This window comes from Ancylobacter sp. (genome assembly GCF_965279025.1).
Classification (GTDB): domain Bacteria; phylum Pseudomonadota; class Alphaproteobacteria; order Rhizobiales; family Xanthobacteraceae; genus Ancylobacter.
Map to the genome: position 1 here is coordinate 4,182,807 of NZ_OZ257132.1, position 25,875 is coordinate 4,208,681.

At 68.2% G+C, this 25,875-nt stretch carries 26 protein-coding genes; 5 read left to right on the forward strand and 21 right to left on the reverse strand.

The genetic code is table 11. The features are described 5' to 3' along the window. Window positions 1-25 precede the first annotated feature (25 nt). From ACQY76_RS19505 to yajC, 4 genes are read right to left on the reverse strand one after another with little or no spacing between them, the layout of a single operon-like run. Window positions 26-403, reverse strand: a complete 378-nt coding sequence (locus ACQY76_RS19505) for an Mth938-like domain-containing protein (protein ID WP_428030344.1) — start codon at window positions 401-403, stop codon at window positions 26-28. Window positions 404-434: 31 nt separating this feature from the next. Then, entirely contained in the window at window positions 435-1,400 is a 966-nt protein-coding gene (gene secF, locus ACQY76_RS19510) for a protein translocase subunit SecF (protein WP_428030345.1), read from the reverse strand. A 17-nt stretch (window positions 1,401-1,417) separates the two neighbouring features. Beyond that, window positions 1,418-3,016 carry a protein translocase subunit SecD gene (gene secD, locus ACQY76_RS19515; RefSeq protein WP_428030346.1) on the reverse strand — a complete coding sequence of 533 codons (1,599 nt, stop codon included), beginning with the start codon at window positions 3,014-3,016 and terminating at the stop codon, window positions 1,418-1,420. A 49-nt stretch (window positions 3,017-3,065) separates the two neighbouring features. Continuing rightward, window positions 3,066-3,404, reverse strand: a complete 339-nt coding sequence (gene yajC, locus ACQY76_RS19520; protein ID WP_428030347.1) for a preprotein translocase subunit YajC — start codon at window positions 3,402-3,404, stop codon at window positions 3,066-3,068. A gap of 196 nt (window positions 3,405-3,600) precedes the next feature. Between yajC and ACQY76_RS19525 the strand changes: the two genes are divergently transcribed. Further along, on the forward strand, window positions 3,601-4,497 hold the full coding sequence (locus tag ACQY76_RS19525; protein ID WP_428030348.1) for an ATP-binding protein: 897 nt from the start codon (window positions 3,601-3,603) through the stop codon (window positions 4,495-4,497). A 79-nt stretch (window positions 4,498-4,576) separates the two neighbouring features. Here the strand turns inward: ACQY76_RS19525 and ACQY76_RS19530 are convergent, their stop codons facing one another. From ACQY76_RS19530 to ACQY76_RS19595, 14 genes are all read right to left on the reverse strand, one after another. Then, window positions 4,577-5,701, reverse strand: a complete 1,125-nt coding sequence (locus tag ACQY76_RS19530; RefSeq protein ID WP_428030349.1) for a peptidoglycan DD-metalloendopeptidase family protein — start codon at window positions 5,699-5,701, stop codon at window positions 4,577-4,579. A gap of 183 nt (window positions 5,702-5,884) precedes the next feature. After that, window positions 5,885-6,541 carry a protein-L-isoaspartate(D-aspartate) O-methyltransferase gene (locus ACQY76_RS19535; protein WP_428030350.1) on the reverse strand — a complete coding sequence of 219 codons (657 nt, stop codon included), beginning with the start codon at window positions 6,539-6,541 and terminating at the stop codon, window positions 5,885-5,887. 42 nt (window positions 6,542-6,583) lie between these two features. Further along, a complete protein-coding gene (gene surE / locus ACQY76_RS19540) occupies window positions 6,584-7,387 on the reverse strand; it encodes a 5'/3'-nucleotidase SurE (RefSeq protein ID WP_428030351.1) in 804 nt (267 codons plus the stop codon). A 122-nt stretch (window positions 7,388-7,509) separates the two neighbouring features. Further along, the gene (gene serS, locus ACQY76_RS19545) at window positions 7,510-8,805 is read right to left on the reverse strand and encodes a serine--tRNA ligase (RefSeq protein WP_428030352.1); all 1,296 of its coding nucleotides are present in this window, start codon (window positions 8,803-8,805) and stop codon (window positions 7,510-7,512) included. 251 nt (window positions 8,806-9,056) lie between these two features. Continuing rightward, window positions 9,057-9,848, reverse strand: a complete 792-nt coding sequence (gene tatC / locus ACQY76_RS19550; protein ID WP_428030353.1) for a twin-arginine translocase subunit TatC — start codon at window positions 9,846-9,848, stop codon at window positions 9,057-9,059. Next, window positions 9,845-10,786 carry a Sec-independent protein translocase protein TatB gene (gene tatB / locus ACQY76_RS19555; RefSeq protein WP_428030354.1) on the reverse strand — a complete coding sequence of 314 codons (942 nt, stop codon included), beginning with the start codon at window positions 10,784-10,786 and terminating at the stop codon, window positions 9,845-9,847. The genes tatC and tatB overlap by 4 nt, the downstream gene beginning before the upstream one ends. 59 nt (window positions 10,787-10,845) lie before the next feature. Further along, window positions 10,846-11,070 carry a twin-arginine translocase TatA/TatE family subunit gene (locus tag ACQY76_RS19560; RefSeq protein ID WP_428030355.1) on the reverse strand — a complete coding sequence of 75 codons (225 nt, stop codon included), beginning with the start codon at window positions 11,068-11,070 and terminating at the stop codon, window positions 10,846-10,848. Window positions 11,071-11,137: 67 nt separating this feature from the next. After that, window positions 11,138-12,217, reverse strand: coding sequence for an ABC transporter ATP-binding protein (locus ACQY76_RS19565; RefSeq protein WP_428030356.1), 1,080 nt, complete (start codon window positions 12,215-12,217; stop codon window positions 11,138-11,140). Window positions 12,218-12,247: 30 nt separating this feature from the next. Continuing rightward, on the reverse strand, window positions 12,248-12,967 hold the full coding sequence (gene scpB, locus ACQY76_RS19570; protein WP_428030357.1) for an SMC-Scp complex subunit ScpB: 720 nt from the start codon (window positions 12,965-12,967) through the stop codon (window positions 12,248-12,250). Continuing rightward, the gene (locus ACQY76_RS19575) at window positions 12,964-13,770 is read right to left on the reverse strand and encodes a segregation and condensation protein A (protein ID WP_428030358.1); all 807 of its coding nucleotides are present in this window, start codon (window positions 13,768-13,770) and stop codon (window positions 12,964-12,966) included. Before ACQY76_RS19575 ends, scpB begins: the two co-directional genes overlap by 4 nt. 18 nt (window positions 13,771-13,788) lie before the next feature. Continuing rightward, window positions 13,789-14,817: a beta-N-acetylhexosaminidase gene (nagZ, locus tag ACQY76_RS19580; protein WP_428030359.1), complete on the reverse strand. Its 1,029-nt coding sequence runs from the start codon at window positions 14,815-14,817 to the stop codon at window positions 13,789-13,791. A gap of 8 nt (window positions 14,818-14,825) precedes the next feature. After that, window positions 14,826-16,844, reverse strand: a complete 2,019-nt coding sequence (locus tag ACQY76_RS19585) for an SPOR domain-containing protein (RefSeq protein ID WP_428030360.1) — start codon at window positions 16,842-16,844, stop codon at window positions 14,826-14,828. A gap of 90 nt (window positions 16,845-16,934) precedes the next feature. After that, window positions 16,935-18,701, reverse strand: a complete 1,767-nt coding sequence (gene argS / locus ACQY76_RS19590) for an arginine--tRNA ligase (RefSeq protein WP_428030361.1) — start codon at window positions 18,699-18,701, stop codon at window positions 16,935-16,937. Window positions 18,702-18,747: 46 nt separating this feature from the next. Continuing rightward, window positions 18,748-19,920, reverse strand: a complete 1,173-nt coding sequence (locus ACQY76_RS19595; RefSeq protein ID WP_428030362.1) for a deoxyguanosinetriphosphate triphosphohydrolase — start codon at window positions 19,918-19,920, stop codon at window positions 18,748-18,750. A gap of 98 nt (window positions 19,921-20,018) precedes the next feature. Here ACQY76_RS19595 and ACQY76_RS19600 point away from each other — a divergent pair, with 98 nt between their 5' ends. Genes ACQY76_RS19600 through xth form a run of 3 tightly spaced genes read left to right on the forward strand, consistent with a single transcriptional unit; the run spans window position 20,019 to window position 21,963 of the window. Continuing rightward, on the forward strand, window positions 20,019-20,378 hold the full coding sequence (locus tag ACQY76_RS19600) for a HesB/IscA family protein (protein WP_428030363.1): 360 nt from the start codon (window positions 20,019-20,021) through the stop codon (window positions 20,376-20,378). Continuing rightward, window positions 20,378-21,130, forward strand: a complete 753-nt coding sequence (locus ACQY76_RS19605) for a 5'-methylthioadenosine/adenosylhomocysteine nucleosidase (protein ID WP_428030364.1) — start codon at window positions 20,378-20,380, stop codon at window positions 21,128-21,130. Before ACQY76_RS19600 ends, ACQY76_RS19605 begins: the two co-directional genes overlap by 1 nt. 50 nt (window positions 21,131-21,180) lie before the next feature. Further along, a complete protein-coding gene (xth, locus tag ACQY76_RS19610; RefSeq protein ID WP_428030365.1) occupies window positions 21,181-21,963 on the forward strand; it encodes an exodeoxyribonuclease III in 783 nt (260 codons plus the stop codon). 138 nt (window positions 21,964-22,101) lie between these two features. On the opposite strand, the gene ACQY76_RS19615 is transcribed toward xth, so the two are convergent. After that, window positions 22,102-22,938, reverse strand: a complete 837-nt coding sequence (locus ACQY76_RS19615; protein WP_428030366.1) for a tetratricopeptide repeat protein — start codon at window positions 22,936-22,938, stop codon at window positions 22,102-22,104. After that, complete coding sequence (ilvD, locus tag ACQY76_RS19620; RefSeq protein WP_428030367.1) at window positions 22,931-24,658, reverse strand: dihydroxy-acid dehydratase; 1,728 nt, start codon at window positions 24,656-24,658, stop codon at window positions 22,931-22,933. Before ilvD ends, ACQY76_RS19615 begins: the two co-directional genes overlap by 8 nt. Before the next feature lie 245 nt (window positions 24,659-24,903). Between ilvD and ACQY76_RS19625 the strand changes: the two genes are divergently transcribed. Further along, window positions 24,904-25,101: a hypothetical protein gene (locus ACQY76_RS19625; protein ID WP_428030368.1), complete on the forward strand. Its 198-nt coding sequence runs from the start codon at window positions 24,904-24,906 to the stop codon at window positions 25,099-25,101. Between the two features lie 8 nt (window positions 25,102-25,109). On the opposite strand, the gene ACQY76_RS19630 is transcribed toward ACQY76_RS19625, so the two are convergent. Continuing rightward, entirely contained in the window at window positions 25,110-25,826 is a 717-nt protein-coding gene (locus tag ACQY76_RS19630) for an MgtC/SapB family protein (RefSeq protein ID WP_428030369.1), read from the reverse strand. Between the last annotated feature and the right edge of the window lie 49 nt (window positions 25,827-25,875).

Below are 25,875 nucleotides of genomic sequence, written 5' to 3' on the forward strand. Positions count from 1 at the left end.
GAGGTTCGCGGCGGCAAGTCCGCGTTCAGGGCAGCGCGAGCAGCGCGGCGGCGACCGCGCGGCCTTCCGCCAGAAGTACATTATAGGTCGACGCGGCGGCTCGGGTAGGCAGCGTGTCGACGGAAATGCCGGCATCGCGCAGCCGCCAGCGCAGCGCGTCCGGCAGCGGCCAGGGATCCATGCCGGTGCCGATCAGCAGGAGTTCGATGCGGACTGCCTCGGCCAGCACGCGCTCCAGCGCGCCGGAGTCGATCTCGGCCGGCGTTGTCGGCGCCCAGGCATGGATGCCGGAAGGCAGCGCCAGAACCGAGCCCGCGGAGGCCATCCCCGCGAAATGGAAGGCGCCGCGGGCATAGCCGTCGATGGGAACCTGATACGGCAGGTGGGCGTCGGGCGTCGCCATTCAGCTCACCCTCAGATGCGGCCCTCGCGCTTCACGGCGCGAGCCGTTCCGCCTTGGAGTTCGTGCTCTTGGCGTCCTTCTCGGCCTTCTCCGCCATCGCGCGCGTCGACACGCCGAGATAGATCAGCAGCGGCGAGGCAATGAAGATCGAGGTGTAGGTGCCGACCAGCACCACGCCGAACATCATCGTCACCGAGAAGCTGTGGATCGCCCGCCCACCGAACAGCACCAGCGCCAGCAGCGCCAGCGTCACCGTCACATGGGTGATGACCGAGCGCGACAGGGTGGAGTTGATGGAGGCGTTCAGCAGTTCGTCCGTCGGCATCTTCTTGTAGCGACGCAGCATCTCGCGGATGCGGTCATAGATGACGATGGTATCGTTGAGCGAGTAGCCCAGGATGGTCAGCAGCGCCGCCACGCTCGTCAGGTCGAAGTCGATCTGGAAGATCGCCATGAACCCGATGGTAAGCACGATATCGTGGAAATTGGCGATCGAGGCGCCAAGCGCGAACTGCCACTCGAAGCGGAACCACAGATAGACCAGGATGCACAGCACCGCCATCATCAGTCCGACGATGCCGTAGCTCAGCAATTCCTGCGATACGCGCGGCCCGACGACCTCGACGCGGCGATATTCCACCCCATCGCCGAGCGCCGCACGCACCTTGCCGACCACGGCCTGCTGGGCCTGCTCGCCGCCGGGCTGCTGGGCGACGCGGATCAGCACCTCGCCATCATTGCCGATCTCCTGGATCTGGACCTCGCCCAGTTCCAGCGATTCGAGCCGGGTGCGGACATCGCCGACATTCAGCGTGCTGTTGGCATAGCGCACTTCAAGCAGCGTGCCGCCCTTGAAGTCGATGCCGAAATTCAGGCCCATGGTGGCGAAGGCCACCAGCGCCAGAATCGACAGCAGGGCCGAGATCGGGAAGCTGATCCGGCGGAAGCGGATGAAGTCGAAATTCGTGTCGTCCGGAACAATGCGGAGCAGACGCATGGAAGTGCTCGCCTTTCTCAGATCGGTACGCGCTGGGGACGCTTCCAGCGCACCCAGAGCGCCACCATAAGGCGGGTCAGCGTGAAGGCGGTGAAGACGGTGGTGATGATGCCGATGCCGAAGGTGATGGCAAAGCCGCGCACCGGCCCCGAGCCGATGTAGAACAGCACGGCCGCCGCGATGAAGGTCGTGATGTTCGAATCGAGGATGGTCGCCAAAGCGCGGGTGAAGCCGGCATCGATGGCCGAGATCGCCGATCGCCCTGCCCTCGCCTCCTCGCGGATGCGTTCATAGATCAGCACGTTCGAATCGACCGCGATGCCGACGGTGAGCACCACGCCGGCAATGCCGGGCAATGTCAGCGTCGCGCCGAGCATGGCGAGCACGCCGAAGATCATGCCCACATTGATCGCCACGGCAATGTTGGCGATGACGCCGAACAGGCCGTAGGTGGCGATCATGAACAGCGCGACGGCGGAGGCGCCGACGATCGAGGCGATGAGGCCGGCCCGGATCGAATCCGCACCGAGGCCGGGGCCGACGGTACGCTCTTCCACCACCTGCAGCGGCACCGGCAGCGCGCCGGCGCGCAGCAGGATGGCGAGGTCGTTTGCCTGCTGAACGGTGAAATTGCCGCTGATCTGGCCGGATCCGCCAAGGATCGGCTCGCGGATCACCGGCGCCGAGATGACGTGATTGTCGAGGATGATGGAGAAGGGCCGCCCGACATTGGCCTGCGTTGCCTCGGCGAAGCGGCGGGCGCCATTGGTGTTGAAGCGGAAGGTGACGACCGGCTCGCGGGTGGTCGGGTCGAAGCTCGGCTGGGCGTCGGTCAAATCCTCGCCGGCGACCAGCACACGCTGCTCGATCACGTAAGGAACAGGAGGATTGTCCTGCGAGTAGAGAATATCGGTGCCGGCCGGCGCACGTCCCTGCAGCGCCTGCTGCGGGCTCATCGTGGTGTCGACGAGGCGGAAGGTGAGCTGCGCGGTCTGGCCCAGCAGGGCCTTCAGGCGCGAGGGGTCCTGCAGGCCCGGCACCTGCACCTGGATGCGGTCGGCACCTTGGCGCTGGATCGAGGGCTCGGTGGTGCCGAGCTGGTCGATACGCTTGCGGATGATCTCGATCGACTGCGACACCGCCTGGATGGTGCGGGACTGGATGCCAGCCGAAGTGGGCGACAGCGAAATCACATTGCCGTCGCGGGAAACGTCGGTGTCGAGCTGGCCGGAGGTCGACATGGCGCCGCCGAGCGGCTGGGCAAGCGTGCGCAGCTGGGTCAGCGCAGCATCGGCATCCTGACCTTCACGGACACGCACCTGCACCGCGTCGCCCTGAATGGCGAGGCCGCTATAGCCGATCTTGGCGTCGCGCAGCACGCGCCGCGCGTCGTCCCGCAGATGCTCCAGCCGGACCTTGCGCACCGATTGCGCGTCGACCTGCAGGACGATGTAGGACCCGCCCTGAAGGTCCAGGCCCAGCACGATCTTGCGCTGGAGGAAGCTCGGCAGGCTCTCATAGGCGGAATGCGACAACAGGCTCGGCACGGCCATCAGACAGATGATGGCCGAGACCGCCAGGATCGCAAACGCCTTCCATTTCGAAAAGTAAAGCATGGGGTTCCTTCCGGCCGCCCTAGCGGTTACGGCCGCAAGAGGTCAGCGGTCAGGACTCGGATTCTTCCTTGGCCGGCTCGCCCTTGGCGCGAACCTCGGAGATCATGCCGCGCAGCTGGCGGATCTTGACGCCTTCCGCGAGCTGAAGCTCGATCTCGCTGTCGTCGATGACGCGGGAAACCTTGCCGATGAGGCCGCCCGAGGTCACGACGGTATCGCCGCGGCGCACGCTCTTCACCATCTCCTGATGCGCCTTAACCTTCTTCTGCTGCGGGCGCAGAATCAGGAAGTACATGATCACGAAGATCAGCACGAAGGGCAGCAGCGACATCAGCATGTCGGTACCGCCGGCGCCGCCGGTCTGCGCAAAAGCAGGCGTGATGAACATGTCGGTTCCTTGTCCGTCGATAAGAGGCGGGCGAAAGGCCCGGCGAAGCGGCGCGGACTATACTGACGCGCCGGCCGAATGCAAACGCCCTCGGCGCAACGCCGGGTAACATGCACGCCAGGGAGTACCGAACGTTACGGTTCCGCTTGTCGCGCTGCGCCACAATGGCTATGCCCTGTGCCGGAGGAGCCCCACCATGACCCACACACCGGACGACATCGGCGCCGTTCTTACCCGCATCGCCGCCGCGCTTGAGCGCCTTTCGCCCGCGCAGGCGGCCACGGCCGATTTCACCCAGGCCGATGCCTTCGTCTGGCACGCCGAGGAGCGCCGGCTCGAATCCGTCCCGCGTGTCAGCCGGGTGGAGATGGAGCTGCTGAAGGGCATCGAGCGCACGCGCGACATGCTGATGGACAACACGCTGCGCTTCGCCCGGGGGCTACCGGCCAACAACGCGCTGCTGTGGGGCGCGCGCGGCATGGGCAAGAGCTCGCTGGTCAAGGCCGCGCACGCCGCTGTGAATGGCGAAATGGCAGCGCAAGGCCGGCTTCCGCTCAAGCTGGTGGAAATTCACCGGGAGGATATCGAGACGCTGCCGGCGCTGATGAGCCTCGTGCGCCCGGCGCCCTTCCGATTCGTCATCTTCTGCGACGACCTGTCCTTCGACGCCGACGATACGTCCTACAAGTCGCTGAAGGCGGTGTTGGAAGGCGGCATCGAGGGGCGGCCGGAGAATGTGATCTTCTACGCCACCTCCAACCGCCGCCACATATTGGCGCGCGAGATGGTGGAGAACGAGCGCTCCACGGCGATCAATCCCGGTGAGGCGGTGGAGGAGAAGGTTTCGCTATCCGACCGCTTCGGCCTGTGGCTGGGCTTCCACAAATGCAGCCAGGACGACTATCTGGCGATGGTCGACAGCTATGTCGCCCATTTCGGTATTCCCATCGATGCGCAGACGCTGCGGCAGGAAGCCCTCGAATGGTCGACCACGCGCGGGGCGCGTTCGGGGCGGACCGCCTGGCAATATGTGCAGGATGTCGCGGGGCGGCTTGGCGTGTCCTTGTCCGAACAACCCGCCGCCCCGCGCTGACCGGCGCCAAGGTCCTAACGTCGCGCCGGAAGTCGGACGACGGAGCGCGATGGCTCCGTCGTCGCAGTCGCTTCGCGGGTCAGAGACCGGCGAGATATTGCGAGGGGTCGACCGGCTGGGATCCCTTGCGGATCTCGAAATGCACCTGCGGCGAGGTGACGTTGCCGGTCTGGCCGGCCTTGGCGATCACCTGGCCACGCTTGACCGAGTCGCCCTTCTTCACGTCGAGCGCGCTGTTGTTGGCATAGGCCGTCACCCAGCCATCGGCGTGCTTGATCAGGACGAGATTGCCATAGCCCTTCAGCTCGCTGCCGGCATAGGCGACGACGCCGTCCTCGGCTGCCTTCACCGAGGTGCCTTCCGGCACCGAGATGTTGATGCCCTCATTCTGCTGGCCGCCGGGCTTGGGCCCGAAGCCGGAGATGACGCGTCCGCGTACCGGCCAGCGGAACTGCGGACCGGCCGAGGCGGTACGAATCTCGTCCGGCGTCTCGGAAGGCTTGACGGCCGCGATGGTCTGCGGCTTGGGCCCGGCCGGCGCCTGCGCGACCGGCGCAACGGCCGGCGTGGCGGGCGCGGTGGCGACCACCGGCGTCGGCTTGGGCGCCGGGGCCGCGATGACCGGCTTGGGCGCAGCGGCGACGACCGCGCCGCCCGTCGCGCCGGGAATGGTCAGCTTCTGGCCGATGCGCACCATAGTGTTGAAGTCGAGCCCGTTGGCGTTCGCCAGCTCGCTGCGCGTCAGGCCGTTATTGCGGGCGATCGAGCTCAGCGTCTCGCCCGGCGCCACGACATGGGAGCCGCCGGCAGCGGCGACCTGCGGAGCGCGCACCGGTGCGGCGGCTGTGGGCGAGGACAGCGGCTGCGGCTGGCTGCCATAAAGCGGCTGCGTGCCGCCATAGCCCGGCTGGGCGGGAACGGCGGGCGACAGATGGGTCGGGGCCGCCGCGACCTGGGCCGGCGCACCATAGGGCGAAGACGAGGCGACGGGGGTGCCGTAGGGGGTGGGCGTGCCGTAGGGGGCCGGCGTAGCGCCGGGCGCCCCATAGCCGCCGGCAGCCGGCTGGCCGCCCATCGGCACGGACTGCACCGCTCCGGTCGGGGCCGCCGCGACGGAGCCGGTATAGGTCGGCGACGGCGACGACGCGAAAGGATTGCCGTTTGGATTGTTGAAACGGGCAGAGTCGGCACTGCACGCAGCCATCCCTCCCGCCACCAGGGCAACGAAGGAAATCCGCATGAGGGGACCGCTACCGGACGCCAACAGTAAATTACGCATCGCACCACACCCGAACGCTGGACTCGAGGCAATTAATGCGGCGTACAGGTAAACAGCGGCTTAAGCCGGCTCGAACCGATTAGAAAAGGTGGCGGATTCCGGGCGGTTTCACAGCACGGCCGCCACACCGGGCAGCATCGGTACGAAGCGCACAACGGCGAGTTCGCGCGTTTCCAGCCCCTGCAGACCGCGCCGATAGCGCATGAGAAACTGCGTGCCCTCCGGCGGCCCGACGGGGGCAACGAGGATGCCGCCCATGGCGAGCTGCTCGAACAGCGCCGGAGGCACCTCTTCCGCCGCAGCGGTGAGCATGATGCGGTCGAACGGCGCCCGCTGGGGCACGCCCTCGCGGCCATCGGCAACCAGCACCTCGACATTGGAGACGCCCAGCGACGCCAGCCGGCGGGCCGCCGCGTCGGCCAGGGTGCGGAAGCGCTCCACGCTCACCACATGGCCGGCGATGTTGGCGAGAATGGCCGTCTGGTAACCCGAGCCTGTGCCGACCTCGAGCACGCTGTGCGAGGGGCCGAGTTCCATCGCCTCGGTCATCAACGCCACCACGGTGGGCTGGCTGATGGTCTGGCCGCAGTCGATCGGCAGCGCCAGGTCCTGCCAGGCGATGGGACGGAACGCCGGCTCGACAAAGCGCTCCCGCGGCACCTGCTCCATGGCGCGCATCACCTGCCGGTCGCGCAGCCCGCGCTTGCGCAGCGCCAGCAGAAGCTCGGCGCGCTGCAGGTCCTCGTCCTTCCCGGCTCCGCTCAAGGGCGCCCTCCCTGCCCTGCCCGGAACGACGCGCCCATGGCGTCAGCGCGGCTTCGACGCGGCGACCGGCTTCTCGAAAACCGGCTTCGTGAAGACCTGGGCAAGCCGGGTCATCATCGGCTCGTCGGTCATGTCGAGCCGCAGCGGCGTCACCGAGATGCAGCCCTCGTCGAGGGCGTGCAGGTCCGAGCCGTTCACCGTCTCGAAGATACGCTTTTCGAAGGCGATCCAGTAATAGGGATTTCCCCGCCCATCAGCCCGCCCGTCAATGCGCAGCAGGTCCTGGTCGCGCCGGCCCTGCGCGGTCACAGCGATGCCGCGCACCTCGTCCACCGGGCGGTTGGGAAAGTTCACATTGATGACGATGCCGGAGGGGATCCCCTCCTCCAACAGCGTGCGCACCACCTGCGGGCCCCAGTGCTCGGCGACATCATAGGGCGGCGCCTTCCGGGTCTCGAAGCCATAGGCCTGCGACAGCGCAATGGAGGGTATGCCCAGCACCGTGCCTTCCATGGCGCCGGCCACCGTGCCGGAATAGCCGACATCCTCGGCGACGTTCTGGCCGCGATTGACGCCGGAGAGCACGAGATCGGGCTTGTGGTCGGCGAGGATGTGCCGCACCGCCAGGATCACGCAATCGGTCGGCGTGCCCTTCACGGCGAAGCGCTTCTCCTCCACCTGCCGCAGCCGCAGCGGATCGGACAGCGAGAGCGAATGCGACACGCCCGACTGATCGGTCTCCGGCGCCACCACCCACACATCATCCGACAGCGCCCGGGCAATGCGGGCACAGGCATCGAGCCCGGGGGCGTGGATGCCGTCGTCATTGGTCACCAGGATGCGCATGGTTTCTCCCGTTCTGTCATCCCGGACGCCGCGCAGCGGGGAGCCGGGATCGCATGCCCTGTGCCGTCCCGTGATCCCGGATATCGCCTGCCGGCGATTCCGGGATGACGGCCCGCAGCGGCTCAGTCCTTCTCGATCCGCGTCAGCCCGCCCATATAGGGCACCAGCACGGCCGGCACCGTCACCGAGCCGTCCTCGTTCTGGTAGTTCTCGAGGATCGCCACCATCGCCCGGCCGACCGCGACGCCCGAGCCGTTGAGCGTGTGCAGGTAGCGCGGCGCCTTGGCGCCCGCCGGGCGGTAGCGCGCATTCATCCGCCGCGCCTGGAAATCGGTGCAGGTGGAGCAGGAGGAAATCTCGCGGAAGGCGTTCTGCCCCGGCAGCCACACCTCGATGTCGTAGGTCTTGGCCGAGGCGAAGCCCATGTCGCCGGTGCACAGCGTCATCACCCGGAAATGCAGGTCCAGTTTCTTCAGCACCGCCTGCGCGCAGGACAGCATGCGCTCATGCTCGTCCGCGGAGTTTTCCGGCGTGGTGATGGAAACCATCTCCACCTTATTGAACTGGTGCTGGCGGATCATCCCGCGCGTATCCCGCCCCGCGGACCCCGCCTCGGCGCGGAAGCACGGCGTGAGCGCGGTGAAGCGCAGCGGCAGCTCTTCCTCGGAGAGGATGGACTGCGCGACGAGATTGGTCAGCGGGACTTCGGCGGTGGGGATGAGCCAAAAATCCTCGCCAGCCCGAAACTGATCGTCCTCAAACTTCGGCAGCTGCGCCGTGCCGAACATCGCCGCGTCGTTCACCAGGATGGGCGGCGCGACTTCCATGTAGCCATGTTCTTCGGTGTGGGTGTCGATGAAGAACTGGCCGATGGCGCGCTCCAGCCGGGCGAGCTTGTTCTTCAGCACCACGAAGCGCGCGCCGGAGAGCTTGGCGGCGGCCTCGAAATCCATCTGGCCGAGGCCTTCGCCGATCTCGAAATGCTGCTTGGCGACGAAGGAAAAGCCGATTTTCTGGCCGACGAGGGCGATCTCGACATTGCCGTGCTCGTCCGCGCCTTCCGGCACCTCGGGCAGTGGCACGTTGGGGATGGCGGCGAGGCGGCTGTGCAGTTCGCTCTCGGCCGCCTTCACCTGTTCTTCCAGCACCGGAATGTCGGTCTTCAGCGCCCCAACCTCGGCCATCAGCGCCTCGGCGCGCTCATTCTCGCCGGCCTTCTTGGCGGCGCCGATTTCCTTGGAAGCGGCGTTGCGGCGGGCCTGAAGCTCCTCCAGCTTGACGATGCCGGCGCGGCGGCGCTCGTCCAGCGCGATCAGGCTGTCGACCAGCGCCTGCGCCTCGCCCGCATCCGTCCCGCGCCGCACCAGCGCCTCGACGAGACCGTTCGGCTCTTCGCGGATCCATTTGATGTCGTGCATGGCAGTCTCGCCTTCAAACGCGCCCGTTGGCCCCGGCCTCGCACCGGAGATGCAGGGACGTAGCCAATCGGGAAGGCGGGGACAAGTGCGGCCGGCGCGAAAGCGGGCGGGGTGAGCGCCTGCGTGCTTCCAGGAGCGCCGCGCGCGCCTCGGCATGACGAAGCGAGCCAAGAAAAAACAGTGACGTCATCCTGAGGTGCGAGCGCAGCGCGCCTCGAAGGATGCAGGCTTGTCTCCGACCGCCCTCCGCCTCAGACGGCGGCGTCGGCCGCCTCTTCCGCCGTGCGCTTCTTCTTCTCGATGAGCCGCACCAGATAGACCGAGACCTCGTAGAGAAGCAGGGTCGGGATGGCGAGCGCGAACTGGCTCACCACATCCGGCGGCGTCAGCACCGCGGCGGCGATGAACACGCCGACAATGGCGTAGCGCCGCGCCTTCTTGAGTTGGACGGAGGTGACGACGCCGATCTGCGCCAGCAAGGTGAGGATCACCGGAAGCTGGAAGCAGATGCCGAAGGCGAAGATCAGCGTCATGATGAGCGACAGATATTCGCTCACCTGCGGCAACATGGAGATTTCCGGCGTGCCCGGCCCCGCCATCTGCTGCATGGAGAGGAAATAGGTCATCGCCAGCGGCATGGCGACGAAATAGACGAAGCTCGCCCCGATGAGGAAGCACACCGGCGTGGCGATGAGATAGGGGCGGAAGGCATTGCGCTCGTGCGAATAAAGCCCCGGCGCCACGAACATGTAGATCTGTGTGGCGACGATGGGGAACGAGATGAACGCCGCCCCGAACATGCCCAGCTTGATCTGGGTGAACAGGAATTCCTGCGGCGCGGTGTAGATGAGCTTCACATGCTCGGTGCCGCCGGCCGCGAATTCATAGGGCCAGAGCAGGATATTGTAGATCAGCTTGCCCAGCATGAAGCAGGCGAAGAAGGCGATGAAGAACGCGATCAGCGACTTGATCAGCCGCGCGCGCAGCTCGATCAGATGCTCGATAAGCGGCGCCTTGGAGGCGTCGATCTCGTCCTGGCTCATGAGGCCGGCCCTTCATTGCCAGACACGGGCGTGTCAGTGCCGGAGACAGGCAGGTCGTTGCCGGAGACAGCTTTGGCCTTCACGCGCGGCTTCGCCGGCCGCTTGACCGGCGGGGCAAGGTCGGGCGGGGCGCCGTCCAGAGATGCGACAGCCTCGGCGATTTCCGGCTCGGCCACAGGCGTCTCCGGAGCGACGGGCTTGCGCGGCGCACGCTTCACGGCCGGCCGGGTGCGCTGCGACGGTGCCGGCGCCGCCTGCGCGGCGGCGTCGCCGGGCTTCGGCGTCGCGGCGGCATCCGACTTGAGCGGCACGGGTGTGATTCCTGCCGGCTTCGTCTCGACAGCCTTGGTCTCGACAGCCTTGGTCTCGACCGGCGCAGCTGCGGTCTGCGGCCGTGGCGCGACAGGCGCCGGCTCGACCGAGGGCGCTGCGGTGGCGGACACCGCGTCGAGCGCTGCGGTGGCGGACACCGCGTCGAGCCCTTCGGTCGCGGCGCGCACTTCCTGCTCCACCGTCTCGAAAGGGTGCGGCTCCAGGTCGCCGGGTGCATGAAGCTCGCCGGGCGCAGGAAGCGGCGCCTCCGCCGGGTTCGCCGCCGGGAGGCTCGCGCCCGCCTCGACGCTGCCGGTCGGGGCCTTCAGGTCGCTCTCGATGTCCTGCAGCGGGTTGGTCGGCATGGCCTTGGCGATGGAATTGCGGGCATCGCTCGCCATCCCCGTCAGGTCGTTCTTGAGGCCGCTGACGCTGTCCTTGAGGTCGGAAAGCTCCGCCTCACGCAGCGCCTCGTTGAACTGCCCCTGAAACTCGCCGGCCATGCGGCGCAGCTTGCGCACACTCTGGCCAACCGTACGCAACACGCGCGGCAACTCGTTCGGGCCAATCACCACGAGGGCGACGACGCCGATGACGAGAAGCTCCGTCCAGCCGATATCAAACATGCATTACGCGGGGCCGCTTTGACGCGACCCTCCCCGATCGAAAAGCCGTGAGGCCGGAATCAGCTGACCTTGGTCTGCTCGGCTTCCACCTTCGCCTGGTGATCGATCGAACGCGCCGGCTCGCCCGGCTTAGCCGCCGTATCCTCGTCGTCGGCCATGCCCTTCTTGAAGGCCTTGATGCCCTTGGCGGCATCGCCCATCAGCTCGGACAGCTTCCCGCGACCGAAGAGGAGGAGCACGACCACCAGCACAATGATCCAGTGCCAAATGCTCAACGAACCCATGACTTAACTCCCTTGACCGAAGCGCCGCCGGCCCCTTTCGGCCGCGCATCGCAATTCAACCCGGACACTAGGGCCGCCCCGTGGCGAAGACAAGAACCTCTGCCGGTTCGATGTTCACTCCGACGTCATGCCCACGCAATAGGCCGGCGGTGGTGCGGCGACGTGCCACCAAGGGCTTGTCCACTCCCTCCACCGCCACCTCGTAGAGATCGAGCTCGCCGAGGAAGCGGTGGTTGACGATTCGCCCCGGCACGCCCGAACCCGGCGCCTTCAGCTCGATGCCCTGCGGGCGGATCGCCGCGATGCCCCTGGCACCCTCGGCCAGCCCGGGCGCCTGGAACCGGCCCAGCGGCGTGTCGATGCGCCCACCCGTGACGACACCCTCCACCTCGTTGATTTCGCAGAAGAAACGCGCCACATCGATGTCGGCGGGGCGCCGGTAGAGCTCTTCCGGCGCGCCCACCTGAACAAGCTGGCCCTTGCGCATCAGGGCGATCCGGTCGCCAAGCCGCATCGCCTCTTCCGGGTCATGGGTGACGATGATGCAGGTGGCGCGGGCATCGCGCAGCACCTTCAGCGTCTCGCTGCGCACACTTCCCCGCAGCCGACTGTCGAGCCCGGAGAACGGCTCGTCCATAAGGAGAATGCCGGGGCGTGGCACGAGCGCGCGGGCCAGCGCCACGCGCTGCTGCTCGCCGCCCGACAAAGCATGTGGATAGTTTTCCGCATAGGCCTCGAGGCGCACGCGCTGGAGCGCGCGCATGGCCTCGTCATGAGCCCCCTCGCGGCCGAGGCGGCGCAGCCCGAAGGCGACGTTTTCCACATTGGTGAGGTGCGGGAACAGCGCATAGTCCTGGAAGACGAGGCCGATGGCGCGTTTTTCCGGCGGCAGGAACGCTCCGGGTCCGGCCACGACCTGCCGGTCGAGCAGGATTCGCCCGCTCGACGGCCGCTCGATCCCGGCGATCAGGCGCAGCAGCGTGGTTTTGCCGCAGCCCGACTGCCCGAGCAGGCAGATGATCTCGCCCGGCTCGACCGTAAGGCTGACGCCCCTCACCGCCTCCACGTCCTCGTAGCCGTGCCGCACATTCTCGATCACCAGCCGGCTCGCGAGCGAGACCGGCGTGCGGGAAGGCGGTGACGCCATGGCGGTTCCTGTCTCTGTCAGCATGGAGCCTCAGCCGTCCTCATCCACGTCGTCGTCGGTCTCCGGGGCGAAGGACAGTTCGAACTCCGGCTCCAGCGGGTCCTCGTCGTCCTTCAGCCCATGGTCGTCGCTCGGCAGCGGCACGGTCAGGCCGGCCGAGACCCGGGAATCGATCAGCCCCGTGCCGCGCAGTTCGTCGAGGCCCGGCAGGTCCTGAATAGCGTCGAGGCCGTAATGGACGAGGAAGGTATCGGTCGTGCCATAGGTCACCGGCCGCCCCGGGCTGCGCCGCCGCCCGCGCAGGCGCACCCAGCCGGCGGCCAGCAGCACGTCGAGCGTGCCCTTATTGGTCGAGACGCCCCGGATTTCCTCGATCTCGGCACGGGTCACCGGCTGGTGATAGGCGATGATCGCCAGCGTCTCCAGCGCCGCGCGGGAGAGCCGGCGGGGCTCCGGCTTGTCGCGCGCCAGCAGGAAACCGAGGTCCGGCGCGGTGCGCAGCATCCACTTGCCCGCCACCCGCACGAGATTGAAGCCGCGATCGGCATAGTCGGCGGAAAGGGCCACGAGCAGGCCGCGCACATCCGCGCCCTCCGGCAGCCGGGCAGAGATCGACGCCTCGTCGAGCGGCTCGCCGGCGGCAAACAGCAAGGCCTCCAGCAGGCGCAGATCGGGGTCGCGGGCAGGCACGCCCGATGCGTCCTCCACGAAGGGCTCCGGCAGGGCGCTGCGGGCGGCTTCGGCGCTCATGCGCCCTCCTCCGGCGCATCGCGCCGGCTGCGGATCCAGATCGGCGCGAAGCTCTCCTCCTGCTGCACGTCGATCAGCCCCTCGCGCACCATTTCAAGCGTCGCCGAAAAGCCGGAGGCCAGCGCCGTCGCCCGCATTTTCGGGTCGGCGATCCAGTTGAGCAGGAAGCCGTCCAGACGCGCCCATTCGCCGTGCAGCGCCAGCCGGCCCATCAGCCGCTCCAGCCGCTCGCGCGCTTCCGCCAGCGAGATGACGTTGCGCGGGGGAAAACGAACCTGCGAAAGCGCCATCTTCTGGCGTTGCGCACCATAGGCAGCCAGCAGGTCGTAGAGCGTCGCCTCATACACGATCGGTCCCGCCGCCTGCAGCGGCTCGGGGGCGCCGCGCGCGAACACTTCATGGCCGATGCGGTCGCGGGTCGCCAGATGCGCGGCGGCAGCGCGGATCTGCTCCAGCCGGCGCAGGCGTTCGGCGAGATCGGCGGCGAGGTCGGAGGCGCTCGGCCCCTCCTCCTTCGGCGGATCGGGCAGCAGCAGGCGTGATTTCAGATAGGCGAGCCAGGCCGCCATCACCAGATAGTCGGCCGCCAGTTCCAGCCGGATCCGCCGCGCTTCCTCGACGAAGAGAAGATACTGCTCGGCGAGCTGGAGAATGGAAATGCGGTGCAGGTCCACCTTCTGCGTCCGCGCAAGCGCCAGCAGCAGGTCGAGCGGCCCCTCGAAGCCATCGACATCGACCACCAACGCGGGTTCGCCCGCCTCGCGGACGGAATCGGCATCGAACGTGAACTGGCGTTGAACCATGGGAACCGCAGGCGATGTTCAGGACGCCGCGATCATAGCCGAAAAACGCGCCTGCGCCTCGCTGGCGATGATTTCTTCCGCCGGCCCGAGACGCGCGAGCGCTGCCGCGCAGCGCCGTGCCGCCTCTCCCTGCAGCACAGGCGAGCGAGACGCCACCTCGGCCATTTCATCCAGCCGCCCATTGCAGTGCAGTGCCAGATCGCAGCCGGCGGCGAACGATGCCTCGGTACGGCTCGCCAGCGAACCAGCCAGCGCGCCCATTGAAAGATCGTCGCTCATCAGCGCGCCATCGAAGCCGATATGGCCGCGAATGACCTCGTCGATCACCGTCGGCGACGTGGTCGCCGGTCGGTCGGGGTCGATCGCGGCGTAGACGACATGCGCCGTCATGCCGAGCGGCAGGTCCGCGAGAAGCCGGAACGGCGCGAAATCAGTCGCTTCCAGTTCGGCGCGGGACGTTTCCACAACCGGCAGGCTTTCATGGCTGTCGGCACGGGCCCGGCCATGGCCGGGTATATGCTTCAGCACCGGCAGCACGCCACCGGCCATCAGCCCTTCCGCCGCCGCGCGGGCGAGGTGCGCCACCTGTGCGGGGGTGGAGCCATAGGCGCGGTCGCCAATGATGCCGTGGCCTTCCGGCAGGCGCAGATCGGCACAGGGCACGCAGTCGACGGTGATGCCCAGCGCCGCGAGATCGGCGGCCATGAGCCGCGCGCCAAGGCGTGCCGCCTGCGCCGCACCATCCATGTCGCCGGCCTCGGCGCGGCGGGCGAAGATCTCCGCCGGCGGATAGGCCGGCCAGTGCGGCGGCCCGAGCCGTTGCACCCGCCCGCCCTCCTGGTCGATCAGCACCGGCGCTTCCGGGCGCCCGACGGCGGCGCGGAAAGCGGCAATAAGCGCCGCCACCTGGGCGGGGCTTTCCACGTTGCGGCGAAACAGGATCAGCCCCCACGGGGCAGCCTCGCCAAGAAAGGCCGTCTCGTCAGGCGCGAGCGTTGGGCCGGCGCAGCCGGTGATGAAGGCGCGCGGCGCCGTGGCAAGGGTCATGATCGACGTCAGTTCCGGGCGACCATGCAGCTTCCGCCCTGGGCACGCATCGCCTCGCACAGGCCGACGGCGCCATCCCGCGACGAGAACGACCCGACCTGTGCCCGGTAATAGACGCCGCGATCCCCGAGATCCGCCCGCTTCACGCTGAAGGGCTGGTTGCCGAGCAGGGAGGCGAACTTGGACTGGGTGGCCCGCCACGTCGCCTGTGCTTCCGCCTCCGAACGAACCGACGCGATCTGCACCACATAGGCCCCCGCCGGCACCGAAGCCCCGCTCGACTGGGTTGCGGGTGCCGCCGCGACGCGGGCGGGGGCCGGGGTCTGTGCCGGAGCCTGTGCGGGCGCCGGGGCCGGGACGTTGGCCATGTTGTCGACGATGGACGGGGTGGCGGACAGGGGCGCCGGGTCGGTGGGAACCGATCCCCCGGAGCCGAGATTCAACGCGACCGGATTGCCCGCGCCATTCGCCGCGCCGGGCGGCAGCGGCGTGGCCGGAGGCGACGTGTCCTCCACCACCGTGCCGTCGGCGCGCACGGTCAAGGTGCGCACGCGCTTGGGCTCGCCGGAATTCGCCTGCGGCGCTCCCGAGGCTGTAGTGCTGCCGGAAGGAGTCGTCTGGATGACGCGCGGCTGCGGCTGGGCCGCCTGCGAGACGTCGACCGGCTGCTCCTCGCTGGAAACCACCTGCTCATTGCCCGTCGTGGCGCTGCCGCCGACGCGGTCATAGATCAGCTTCTGGCCATCGGCGGCCTGTTCCTGCGTCGGCTGGCTGGGCACGACCTTGTTCGGCCCCTGATCGGCCCGAATGACGGGTGGCTCGCCCGACAGGCTCGACCCCGACGGCCTGGACATGACGACATAGCCGGCAGCGGCGGCGCCGATGAAGATCAGCAGGGCGCCGCCGATCATCAGCAGGCGCTTGCGACCGCGGGCGGGAGCTTCCTCCTCGACCTCGTACTCCTCATAAGCCTGCGCATCGGCCTGAGTATCGGCGGCCGAACGCCCGTAATCATAGGCATCCTCGTCGACATCGAAGGCCGGGGCGACCGGCGGGCTGGGCTGCCGGAGCGGCGGCGCAGCGGGGGCCGGAGCCTGCGCCCGAACGGGAGCGGGGGCCGGAGCGGTAGGGGCCTCCGTGCCGGAGGCTTGCGCGGCCACGGCGGCACGGGTCATCCATGCTGGTATGGCGGCATCGGAGCGCCCTTCCACCGGACGGGAGGTCGGCGGAGCCGGGGGGCGCACCGCCTCACGGCCGGCAGCCTCGCGGCGAACAGCCTCCTGGCGAACCGCTTCCTGACGCAGCGCCTCGCGACGCCCCGCCTCCTGGCGGGCGGCGTGCTGGCGGGCAGCTTCCTGACGCGCCGCCTCCTGCCGAGCGGCCTCCTGACGGGCAGCGTCCTGCCGAGCGGCCTCCTGACGGGCAGCGTCCTGGCGGAGAGCATCCTGACGAAGGGCGTCCTGGCGGGCGAGTTCCTGATGCGCCGCCTCTGGCGACGGTACGGCAGGGCGCGCGGCGGGAGCCCGCGGCGGTTCGGCGCGAAGGGCGTCGGCACGGGGCGGCTCCACGCGGGAAGCGGCCGGCGTGGCGGGTACGGGAGAGGAGGACGGCGCCTCCGGACGGGTCAGCGGTGCCCGGCGCGCGGGCTCGGTGGCCTGCGGGCGCGGCGGCACATAGGGCGCGCGCGGGTCGGGGCGCTCTCCACGGGCCGGCTCGCGATGGGCATCGCGCGCCGCTTCCTCGGCACCGGAACGCGCCATTGGCGCGGCGCGGGGAACGCCCTCGCCATAGACTTCCTGCGCCAGCGCGGCAAAGGAACCGGGGGCCGGCCGCCCCTCTTCCACCGGGCGGCGAGCAGCAACCGGGGACGGCGCGGCCGGGCGCGGTGCCGGGGCTGCCGGGCGCGGCGCGGGTGCGGGCCGTGCCAGCTCGGCGAAATCGTCTTCCATGGCCATCAGGCGAGCAAGTTCGGCAAGCGGATCCTCGGCAGGGTTTTCCGGCCGATCACGCATGTTCTCATTGCCCATCTTCAGTATCCGTTCGACACGATCACAATAGGGGCCACCCGACGGGCGGCATCACGGGAACGCAGGGCCGAAGGAACCGTCGCGACGCGCTCACCGCATTTCTTCGGGAGCATCGACTCCAAGAATGGAAAGTCCTGAAGCGATGATCAACGCGACCGCGTGCACCAAAGCCAGCCGCGCATAAGTCAATTCTCGATCATCTTCGATAATGAAGCGTAAATGAGGCGAATCCTTCCCGCGACTCCACTGTCCGTGCAACGCACTGGCAAGATCGTAGAGATAGAACGTCACCCGGTGGGGCTCGCGCGCCGACGCCGCCTGCTCGACCATGCGCGGATAGTTGGCGATCAGCCGGGCGAGGCCGATTTCCCCTTCGTCGTCCAGCCGCGTCAGCGCGCCATCAGCGAAATCGGCCTGCGTCTGCGGCAGCCCCGGGAAGGCCTCCCGCGCGTTACGCAGGATAGAGCACGCCCGGGCATGGGCGTACTGCACATAGAACACCGGGTTGTCGCGCGACTGCTCGATCACCTTGGCGAGGTCGAAATCGAGCACCGCGTCGTTCTTGCGGTTGATCATCATGAACCGCACCGCGTCGCGGCCGACCTCGTCGACCACGTCGCGTAGCGTGACGAAATCGCCGGCGCGCTTCGACATCTTCACCGGCTCGCCATTGCGCAGCAGCCGCACCAGCTGGCACAGCTCGACATCGAGGCTTGCCTCGCCGCCCGACGCCGCCTTCACCGCCGCCTGCATGCGCTTGACATAGCCGCCATGGTCGGCGCCCCAGACGTCGATCATCCGCTTGAAGCCGCGGTCGAATTTGTCCTTGTGATAGGCGATGTCGGCGGCGAAATAAGTGTAGGCGCCGTCCGACTTCATCAGCGGCCGGTCCACGTCGTCGCCGAACTGGGTGGCGCGGAACAGCGTCTGCTCGCGGTCCTCCCAGTCCTCCACCGGCTGCCCCTTGGGCGGCGGCAGGCGGCCCTCATAGATGAGATCGCGGGCGCGCAGGCTCTCCATCAGCCGGTCGATGATGCTCGGCGCGCCATCGGTCCGTGCGTGCAGCGTGCGCTCGGAGAAGAAGGTGTCGTGACGGATGTTGAGCGCGGCAAGGTCGGTGCGGATCATCGCCATCATCGCGTCGATGGAGACCTCGCGTACCGCCGGCAGCCATTCTTCGTCGGTCTTGTCGAGCAGCGTGCGGCCGTACTTGGTCACCAGCGCCTTACCGACGGGGACGAGATAGTCGCCGGGATAGAGCCCCTCGGGGATGGTGATGGCCTCGCCCAGCGCCTCGCGGTAGCGCAGATAGGCGGAGCGGGCGAGCACGTCGACCTGCGCCCCGGCGTCGTTGATGTAGTATTCGCGCGTCACCTTCCAGCCGGCGAAGTCCAGCAGGCTGGCCAGCGCGTCGCCGAACACCGCGCCACGGCAATGGCCGACATGCATGGGGCCCGTAGGATTGGCGGAAACGTATTCGACATTGATCGGCCGGCCCGCGCCGCTGTCCGAACGTCCGAAGTCGCGCCCTGCCTGCAGCACGGCGGCGATGACGCGCGGCCAGTAGGAGCCGTCCAGCGCCAGGTTGATGAAGCCGGGGCCGGCGACGTCCACCTTCGCCACGCCCGGAATCGCGGCGAGCTTGGCCGCCAGCTTCTCGGCAAGGTCGCGCGGCTTCAGCCCGGCTTCCTTCGCCAGCACCATCGCCGCATTGGTGGCGAGGTCGCCATGGCTGGAATCGCGCGGCGGCTCCACCACCACCCGCGCGGTATCGACGCCGGCGGGCACGACCCCGTCGGCCACGAGCTGGGCGACGGCGTCGCGGAGGTGATCGGCAAAGAGGGCGAAGAGGTTCATGAGGATCAGCTCCCGGCACGGCCAGACCCAGAAGGGGCCGCTGCCGCTACCGCAGTTCAGGTGCCCTGTCAAAGAGCCGGGCGTGCTCGGCCAAGGCGTAGCGATCTGTCTGGCCGGCGAGGAAATCGGCGATGCGCCGCGCCCGCGCCGCTTCCGCCCGTCCCTCCACGCTGGCCCGCCATTCCTCGGGAAGCGCGTGGGTGTCGGCCATGTAGCGCTCGAACAGGTCGCGCACCACCGCCCCGGCCGCTTCCATGGTCTCCATCACCCGGGGATGGCGGTACATGCGCGGAAACAGAAAGGCCTTGATCGCCTTTTCCGCCGCCGCCGTCTCGGCGGAAAAGCCGACCACCGCGTGGCCGAGCCGGCGGATCGCGTCGGCATCCCCGGGCCCGGCCAGCGCGATGCGCCGGCGGCTCTCTTCCACCACATCGCCGATCAGCGCGGTAATCATGCGGCGGCCCAGTTCGTGGAAGACGCGGGCGCGGTCGAGGTCCGGCCACTGCGCGCGGATATCGGCGAGAATGGTGTCGACGAGCGGCAGGCCGGCCAGTTCGTTGAGGTCGAACAGGCCGGCACGCAGGCCGTCGTCGAGGTCATGCACGTCATAGGCGATGTCGTCGGCGATGGCGGCAACCTGCGCCTCGGCGGAGGGCCAGCTCCACAGCCACAGATCCTGCCGCTCGGCATGCACCGCGATAGCGTGGGCCAGCGGGCCGTTCGGCGGCCCATTATGCTTCACGATACCCTCATGCGCCTCCCAGGAGAGGTTCAGCCCATCAAAGGCGGGATAGCGGTTCTCCAGCCGCGTCACCACGCGCAGCGACTGCGCATTGTGATCGAACCCGCCATAGCCGGCCATGCAGGCATCGAGCACCCGTTCGCCGGCATGGGCGAAGGGCGGGTGCCCGAGATCATGCGCCAGCGCCAGCGCCTCGCTCAGATCCTCGTCCAGCCCCAGCGCCCGGGCGACGGAGCGCGCCACCTGCACCACTTCCAGCGTATGGGTCAGCCGCGTGCGGTAATGGTCGCCCTCGTGATAGGCGAAGACCTGCGTCTTGTAGGCGAGGCGGCGGAAGGCGCTGGAATGGATGATGCGGTCGGCGTCGCGGCGAAAGCTGCTGCGCGCATCCCCTTCCGCCTCGGGATGCACCCTTCCCCGGCTCTCTTCGGCCCTCGACGCCCATCGCGCCAGCGGCTGTGCCCCGGCGACCGCCATGCGCGTTCCTCCTGCCAGTCTTTCGTCAAGCCCCTTTGACTCGGGGGCGGCAGCACTTAACTATCCGTACAGGTCATATTCAACGGTAAGTGTGCGACATGAGCGCAGGTCTTTCGCCTGACACGGCCGCTACCCCCTCCGTCGGCGTCACTGCCAGCGCGGTGCGGCGGATTGCGGAGATCCTCAGCGGGGAGCCGCCGCAGACCATGCTGCGCGTCAGCGTGGAGGGCGGCGGCTGCTCCGGGTTCCAGTACAAGTTCGACATCACCCGCGAGCGTGAGGCGGACGACATCGTCATCGCCGAGGGCGGGGCAAGCGTCGTCATCGATCCGGTATCGCTGGAATATATGTCCGGCTCGCATATCGACTTCGTCGACGACCTGATCGGCGCCTCGTTCCGCATCGCCAATCCGCACGCCACCGCGTCCTGCGGCTGCGGCACCAGCTTCGCCCTCTGATGCGGCCGGTCGGCGTGCTCTGCGCCATTCCGCAGGAATTCGCCTTCCTCGCCGACAATCTCACCGGCACCGAGGTCACCGAGCGGGCCGGCATGGTTTTCCATGTCGGCCGCCTCGACGGGCACCGGGTCGTGCTGGCGCGCGCCGGCATGGGCAAGGTCAATGCCAGCATCGCCGCGACGCTGCTGCTGGAGCGGTTCGGCTGCCGCGTCCTGCTGTTTTCCGGCATTGCCGGCGGGCTGGACCCGGAACTGTCGGTGGGCGACGTCGTCATCGCCGACCATGTCGTCCAGCACGACGCCGGCTACTATTCGGCCGACGATCAGTTCATGGTCTATCAGGCGGGGCACCTGCCCTTCTTCAGCCCGCATGAGGGCCTCGGCCATGCCGCCGATGGCGACCTGCTGGAGCGGGCGCGTGCCGCGCTGGCGGATCTGTCGCTGGCGCCGCTTTCCGCAGCCGGGGGCGAGCGCGCGCCCCGCCTGCATTATGGCCGCATCCTCACCGGCGACCAGTTCGTGAATTCGGAGACGCTGCGTGAGCGGCTGTTTCGCGAACTGGGGGGCGCGGCGGTGGAGATGGAAGGGGCCGCCATGGCGCAGGCCGCCAGCGCCTATGACGTACCCTGGCTGGTGGTGCGCACCCTGTCCGATCTCGCCGGCCGCGAGTCGCATTTCGACTTCCGTCTGTTCATCGACGAGGTGGCGCTGTCCTCCGCCCTCATCGTGCGCCGCCTGCTGCCGGTGCTGTAGAGTGGCGGCCTGATTCATCGCCCCGATTATCCGCCTGCCGTGAGAGCCCGATGCGCATCGCCACCTGGAACGTCAACTCGATCAAGCAGCGTCAGGAGCACGCTGTCGCCTGGCTGCAGGAGACGAAGCCGGATGTCGTCTGCCTGCAGGAGCTGAAATGCGTCGACGAGGCCTTTCCGCGCGAGGCGTTCGAGGCGATCGGCTACAATGTCGCGGTGCACGGCCAGAAGGCGTTCAACGGCGTGGCGGTGCTCTCCCGCCTGCCCTTCGACGAGGTGACGCTCGGCCTGCCGGGCGATGAGGCGGACGTGCAGTCGCGCTTCATCGAGGTAATCGTCTCAACGCCGGAAGGCGCGCTGCGCGTGTGCGGCATCTATCTGCCGAACGGCAACCCGGTCGGCACCGAAAAATATCCCTACAAGCTCGGCTGGATGAAGCGGCTGAAGGCCCATATGCAGAACCGGCTGGCCTATGAGGAGCCGCTCGTCGTCTGCGGGGACTACAACGTCATCCCCGAACCGGAGGATGCCGCGCATCCGCAGGCGTGGACCGAGGACGCGCTGTTCCTGCCGCAGACCCGGGCGGCCTTCCGCGAACTGCTCACTCTCGGCATGACCGACGCGCTGCGCGCCACCACCAGCGAGGCCGGGCTGTACACCTTCTGGGACTATCAGGCCGGCGCCTGGCAGCGGAACAACGGCATCCGCATCGATCATCTGCTGCTCTCGCCGCAGGCCACCGACCGGCTGAAGGCGGTGGGCATCGACAAGCATGTGCGCGGCTGGGAAAAGCCGTCGGACCATGTGCCGGTGTGGGCGGAGCTGGCGCTTTAAGAGCTGGCGGATTTAGAATTCCGTCATCCCGGCCGAGGGACGAGAGCCGGGATCGGCTCCACCACCGAGCGATCCCGGATCGGCCTGCGACCGTCCGGGATGATGTTTGCCGATCGGCCGGGCGGCAGCAGCGCCCGCTCAGCGCGCCGCCTTCATGTATTGTTCGAGATAGACTAGGGCCATCGCACGCTCGTCGGAGCTGGCATTGGCGAAGGCGTCCTCATAGAGGTCGACCACCCATTTGTCCTGCGGGCCGGCCGCCCCGTCGCGGGCAAGGGTGAGCCACATCAGCCCGCGCGCGCCCTGCCGCGGAATGCCGTCATCGCCCTTGAACAGCATGCCGCCCAGTGCCGCCTGCGCCAGATACTGGCCCTTATGGGCGGCAAGGCCGAGCCAGCGCGCCGCGAAGCGCGGATCGCGGTCGACACCGTCGCCGTCGATATAGAGGCGTGCCAGATGGTACTGCGCGTCCGGATCGCCGAAATACGAGGCGGCATAAGCGAACATGTCGCGCGCCCGCGTAGCGTCGCGGCGGATCTTGCTGTTGGGAATGCCGACCAGATAATAGGCCCCCAGCGCCACGAAGGCGTCCGCCGCGAAGCGGGCCTCCGGCGTCGCCGGGTTGTCGTCGGCGTGCATGTTGGCGATCTGGCTGAAATATTCGAACGCCTTGATGTCGTTGCGCTCGACCCCCTCGCCTTCCGCATACATGCGGCCGAGCTTCCACTGCGCCCCGGCATGGCCCTGGTCGGCGGCGTAGCGCAGCGAATCGATGCCCTGCTCGGTCTGGCCGGAACGAAGCGCCTGCGCGCCGAAGCGCACGGATTCCTCGATGGTGCGCGGCTTGCCGGCCGGGACGGCGGCGCCGGGCGGCGCATCGGCACCGGGCGTGCCGTCAAAGGCCGAGGCCAGCGACGGCGCCAGCACGAAGGCACATAGCAGGAGGAGCGGGCTCAGGCCCGAACGATTAAACATCCGCATAGCACGCCGTCTCGGCCGCGCCGCCGGGATGGGTGACCGCGCCATCACGGGCGGGACCCACGGCCTGCGCGAACTTCCAGATGGCCCCCGAGCCGACGGGCGACGGACGCGGCTTCCACTCCGCCCGGCGGGCGGCGAGTTCCTCGTCCGAAAGCGCCACGTCAAGCGTGCCCTCGATCGCGTCGATGGTGATGATGTCGCCGTCGCGGATAAGCCCGATCGGGCCGCCGACCGCCGCCTCCGGCCCGACATGGCCGATGCAGAAGCCGCGCGTCGCGCCCGAAAAGCGCCCATCGGTGATCAGCGCCACCTTGTCGCCCGCCCCCTGCCCATAAAGGGCGGCGGTGGTGGACAGCATTTCCCGCATGCCGGGGCCACCCTTGGGGCCCTCATAGCGGATGACCAGCACGTCGCCCTCTTCATAGGCGCGGTGGGTCACCGCTTCGAAGCAGGCTTCCTCGCCATCGAAGCAGCGCGCCGGGCCGGTGAACTTCTGGTTCTTGAGGCCCGCCACCTTCACGATGGCGCCATCGGGCGCGAGATTGCCCTGCAGGCCGACCACGCCACCCGTGACGGTGATCGGGTCATTGGCCGGGCGCACCACGTCCTGGTGCGGGTTCCACTTCACCGAGGCGAGGTTCTCCGCGATGGTGCGGCCGGTCACGGTGAGGCAGTCGCCATGCAGGAAGCCGTGCTCCAGCAGCGTCTTCATCAGCAGCGGAATGCCGCCGGCCTCGAACATGTCCTTGGCGACATAGCGCCCGCCGGGCTTGAGATCGGCGATATAGGGCGTGCGCTTGAAGATCTCGGCGACGTCGAACAGGTCGAACTTGATGCCGACCTCATGCGCCATGGCCGGCAGGTGCAGCGCCGCATTGGTGGAACCGCCGGAAGCGGCGACCACGGTCGCGGCATTTTCCAGCGCCTTCAGGGTGACGATGTCGCGCGGGCGGATGTTGCGGGCGACGAGGTCCATGATCTGCTCGCCGGCCGCCATGCAGAAGCGGTCGCGAATCTCGTAGGGCGCCGGCGCGCCGGCCGAATAAGGCAGCGCGAGGCCGATCGCCTCGGAGACGGTGGCCATGGTGTTGGCGGTGAACTGCGCGCCGCAGGCACCGGCGGAAGGGCATGCCACCTGCTCAAGTTCGTCGAGGTCGTCATCCGACATCAAGCCGACCGAGTGCTTGCCGACCGCTTCGAACATGTCCTGCACCGTCACCGGCTGGCCCCGGAAGGAGCCCGGCAGGATGGAGCCGCCATAGATGAAGATCGACGGCACGTTGAGCCGCAGCATCGCCATCATCATGCCCGGCAGCGACTTGTCGCAGCCGGCAAGGCCGACCAGCGCGTCATAGGCATGGCCGCGAATGGTGAGCTCGACCGAATCGGCGATGACCTCGCGCGAGGCCAGCGATGCCTTCATGCCGTCATGGCCCATGGCGATGCCATCGGTGACCGTGATGGTGCAGAATTCGCGCGGCGTGCCGGCGGCGGCCGAGACGCCCTTCTTCACCGCCTGCGCCTGGCGCATCAGCGAGATGTTGCAGGGCGCGGCCTCGTTCCAGCACGAGGCGACACCCACCAGCGGCTGGTGGATCTGCTCGCGGGTGAGGCCCATCGCATAGAGGTAGGAACGGTGCGGCGCGCGCGACGGGCCTTCCGTCACATGGCGGCTCGGCAGGTTCCGCTTGTCGATGATCGTCCTGACGTCCATTTTATTCACGCATCCCGGTGCGGAGGCTCTTATCGGCGCCGCATCCAGCGCCTTTATCCCCCGTCTATCCGTCGGATTTCGTGCCGGTTTGTGGCGGCATCGCGGCGTCTGCGCGACTGCCTCCGGATATGGTTGCGAATGCGTGACACTGTTGCCGGCCAGTCACAAAAACGCGATAGGCATCAAGGCTCAAAAAGGCGTGGGAAGCGGACCGTCGTCGACGCCGCAAAACGAGGGAGATCAACGTGTCGAGCGGCAATATCGTGGAGCGCCTGCGGGCAATGGCGGCCGGGCTTGACCAGTTCCGCCGCGACAAGATCGAGGACGAGCTGTCGGAAGCCGCCGACGTCATCGAGCGCCTGCGCGCCGAGCTCGACCGGTTGGACAAAGTCCTGGAAACCGCGCGCGCGGCGACGCCCGCCGCACCCCACCAAGAAGGCTGAGCCGCGCCTCAATCCGCCGCCGAGCGTGTCCAGTCCGCCGAGGTCACGCCCGGCAGGTGGCGCAGCCGCGCCACGGCGGCATTGAGCTCGGCTATCCGCACCGAGGTGTTCACCAGCGTCGCGCGCAGCTCCTGCGTTCCATCCGGCCGGTCGTTGATCTCGACCTCCTCGATAGGGAACTTAGCGGCCTCCAGCACGCTGGAAATCTTGCTGCGCAGCTCCGCCGCCGCCGAGGCGCCGGTCAGCACGCTGACGCCATAGGTCGCCTCGGTCGATTCCTCGTCGCGCGGCAGCCGCTCCAGCGCGCCCACCAGCGGGCGCAGCATGGTGTTGCCGGCCAGCACGAAGCCGGTGAGCAGCACCGCCTGGGCGATGAGGTCGGCCCCTGCGCAGGCCCCCACCGCTGCCGAGCACCACAGCGTCGCCGCCGTGTTGAGGCCGCGAATATTGGTGCCCTCCTTCATGATGACGCCGGCCCCGAGGAAGCCGATGCCCGAGACCACATAGGCGACCACCCGCACCGCGCCGTCAGGGCCGGAAAGGTGCATCGCCATGTCGACGAACTGGCACGCGCCGATCGCCACCAGCACGTTCGTGCGCAGGCCGGCGGTACGCTGGCGGTATTGCCGCTCGGCGCCGATCAGCGTCCCCATGGCGAAGGCGACCAGCAGGCTGATGACCGTCGAGACGAAATCAGCCGCCTCGAACGATTCAATGAATGGCATGCCGATCCCCTGCCCCGCCGATCCCCTGCGCCACCGTCGCCCGCCGGCC

Excerpts from the sequence above, each read along its gene's own strand:
- ACQY76_RS19505 (WP_428030344.1), bottom strand. The coding sequence starts at position 403 with ATGGCGACGCCCGACGCCCACCTGCCGTATCAGGTTCCCATCGACGGC.
- secF (WP_428030345.1), bottom strand. The coding sequence starts at position 1,400 with ATGCGTCTGCTCCGCATTGTTCCGGACGACACGAATTTCGACTTCATC.
- secD (WP_428030346.1), bottom strand. The coding sequence starts at position 3,016 with ATGCTTTACTTTTCGAAATGGAAGGCGTTTGCGATCCTGGCGGTCTCG.
- yajC (WP_428030347.1), bottom strand. The coding sequence starts at position 3,404 with ATGTTCATCACGCCTGCTTTTGCGCAGACCGGCGGCGCCGGCGGTACC.
- ACQY76_RS19525 (WP_428030348.1), top strand. The coding sequence starts at position 3,601 with ATGACCCACACACCGGACGACATCGGCGCCGTTCTTACCCGCATCGCC.
- ACQY76_RS19530 (WP_428030349.1), bottom strand. The coding sequence starts at position 5,701 with ATGGCTGCGTGCAGTGCCGACTCTGCCCGTTTCAACAATCCAAACGGC.
- surE (WP_428030351.1), bottom strand. The coding sequence starts at position 7,387 with ATGCGCATCCTGGTGACCAATGACGACGGCATCCACGCCCCCGGGCTC.
- serS (WP_428030352.1), bottom strand. The coding sequence starts at position 8,805 with ATGCACGACATCAAATGGATCCGCGAAGAGCCGAACGGTCTCGTCGAG.
- tatC (WP_428030353.1), bottom strand. The coding sequence starts at position 9,848 with ATGAGCCAGGACGAGATCGACGCCTCCAAGGCGCCGCTTATCGAGCAT.
- tatB (WP_428030354.1), bottom strand. The coding sequence starts at position 10,786 with ATGTTTGATATCGGCTGGACGGAGCTTCTCGTCATCGGCGTCGTCGCC.
- ACQY76_RS19560 (WP_428030355.1), bottom strand. The coding sequence starts at position 11,070 with ATGGGTTCGTTGAGCATTTGGCACTGGATCATTGTGCTGGTGGTCGTG.
- ACQY76_RS19565 (WP_428030356.1), bottom strand. The coding sequence starts at position 12,217 with ATGGCGTCACCGCCTTCCCGCACGCCGGTCTCGCTCGCGAGCCGGCTG.
- scpB (WP_428030357.1), bottom strand. The coding sequence starts at position 12,967 with ATGAGCGCCGAAGCCGCCCGCAGCGCCCTGCCGGAGCCCTTCGTGGAG.
- ACQY76_RS19575 (WP_428030358.1), bottom strand. The coding sequence starts at position 13,770 with ATGGTTCAACGCCAGTTCACGTTCGATGCCGATTCCGTCCGCGAGGCG.
- nagZ (WP_428030359.1), bottom strand. The coding sequence starts at position 14,817 with ATGACCCTTGCCACGGCGCCGCGCGCCTTCATCACCGGCTGCGCCGGC.
- ACQY76_RS19585 (WP_428030360.1), bottom strand. The coding sequence starts at position 16,844 with ATGGGCAATGAGAACATGCGTGATCGGCCGGAAAACCCTGCCGAGGAT.
- argS (WP_428030361.1), bottom strand. The coding sequence starts at position 18,701 with ATGAACCTCTTCGCCCTCTTTGCCGATCACCTCCGCGACGCCGTCGCC.
- ACQY76_RS19595 (WP_428030362.1), bottom strand. The coding sequence starts at position 19,920 with ATGGCGGTCGCCGGGGCACAGCCGCTGGCGCGATGGGCGTCGAGGGCC.
- ACQY76_RS19600 (WP_428030363.1), top strand. The coding sequence starts at position 20,019 with ATGAGCGCAGGTCTTTCGCCTGACACGGCCGCTACCCCCTCCGTCGGC.
- ACQY76_RS19605 (WP_428030364.1), top strand. The coding sequence starts at position 20,378 with ATGCGGCCGGTCGGCGTGCTCTGCGCCATTCCGCAGGAATTCGCCTTC.
- xth (WP_428030365.1), top strand. The coding sequence starts at position 21,181 with ATGCGCATCGCCACCTGGAACGTCAACTCGATCAAGCAGCGTCAGGAG.
- ACQY76_RS19615 (WP_428030366.1), bottom strand. The coding sequence starts at position 22,938 with ATGTTTAATCGTTCGGGCCTGAGCCCGCTCCTCCTGCTATGTGCCTTC.
- ilvD (WP_428030367.1), bottom strand. The coding sequence starts at position 24,658 with ATGGACGTCAGGACGATCATCGACAAGCGGAACCTGCCGAGCCGCCAT.
- ACQY76_RS19630 (WP_428030369.1), bottom strand. The coding sequence starts at position 25,826 with ATGCCATTCATTGAATCGTTCGAGGCGGCTGATTTCGTCTCGACGGTC.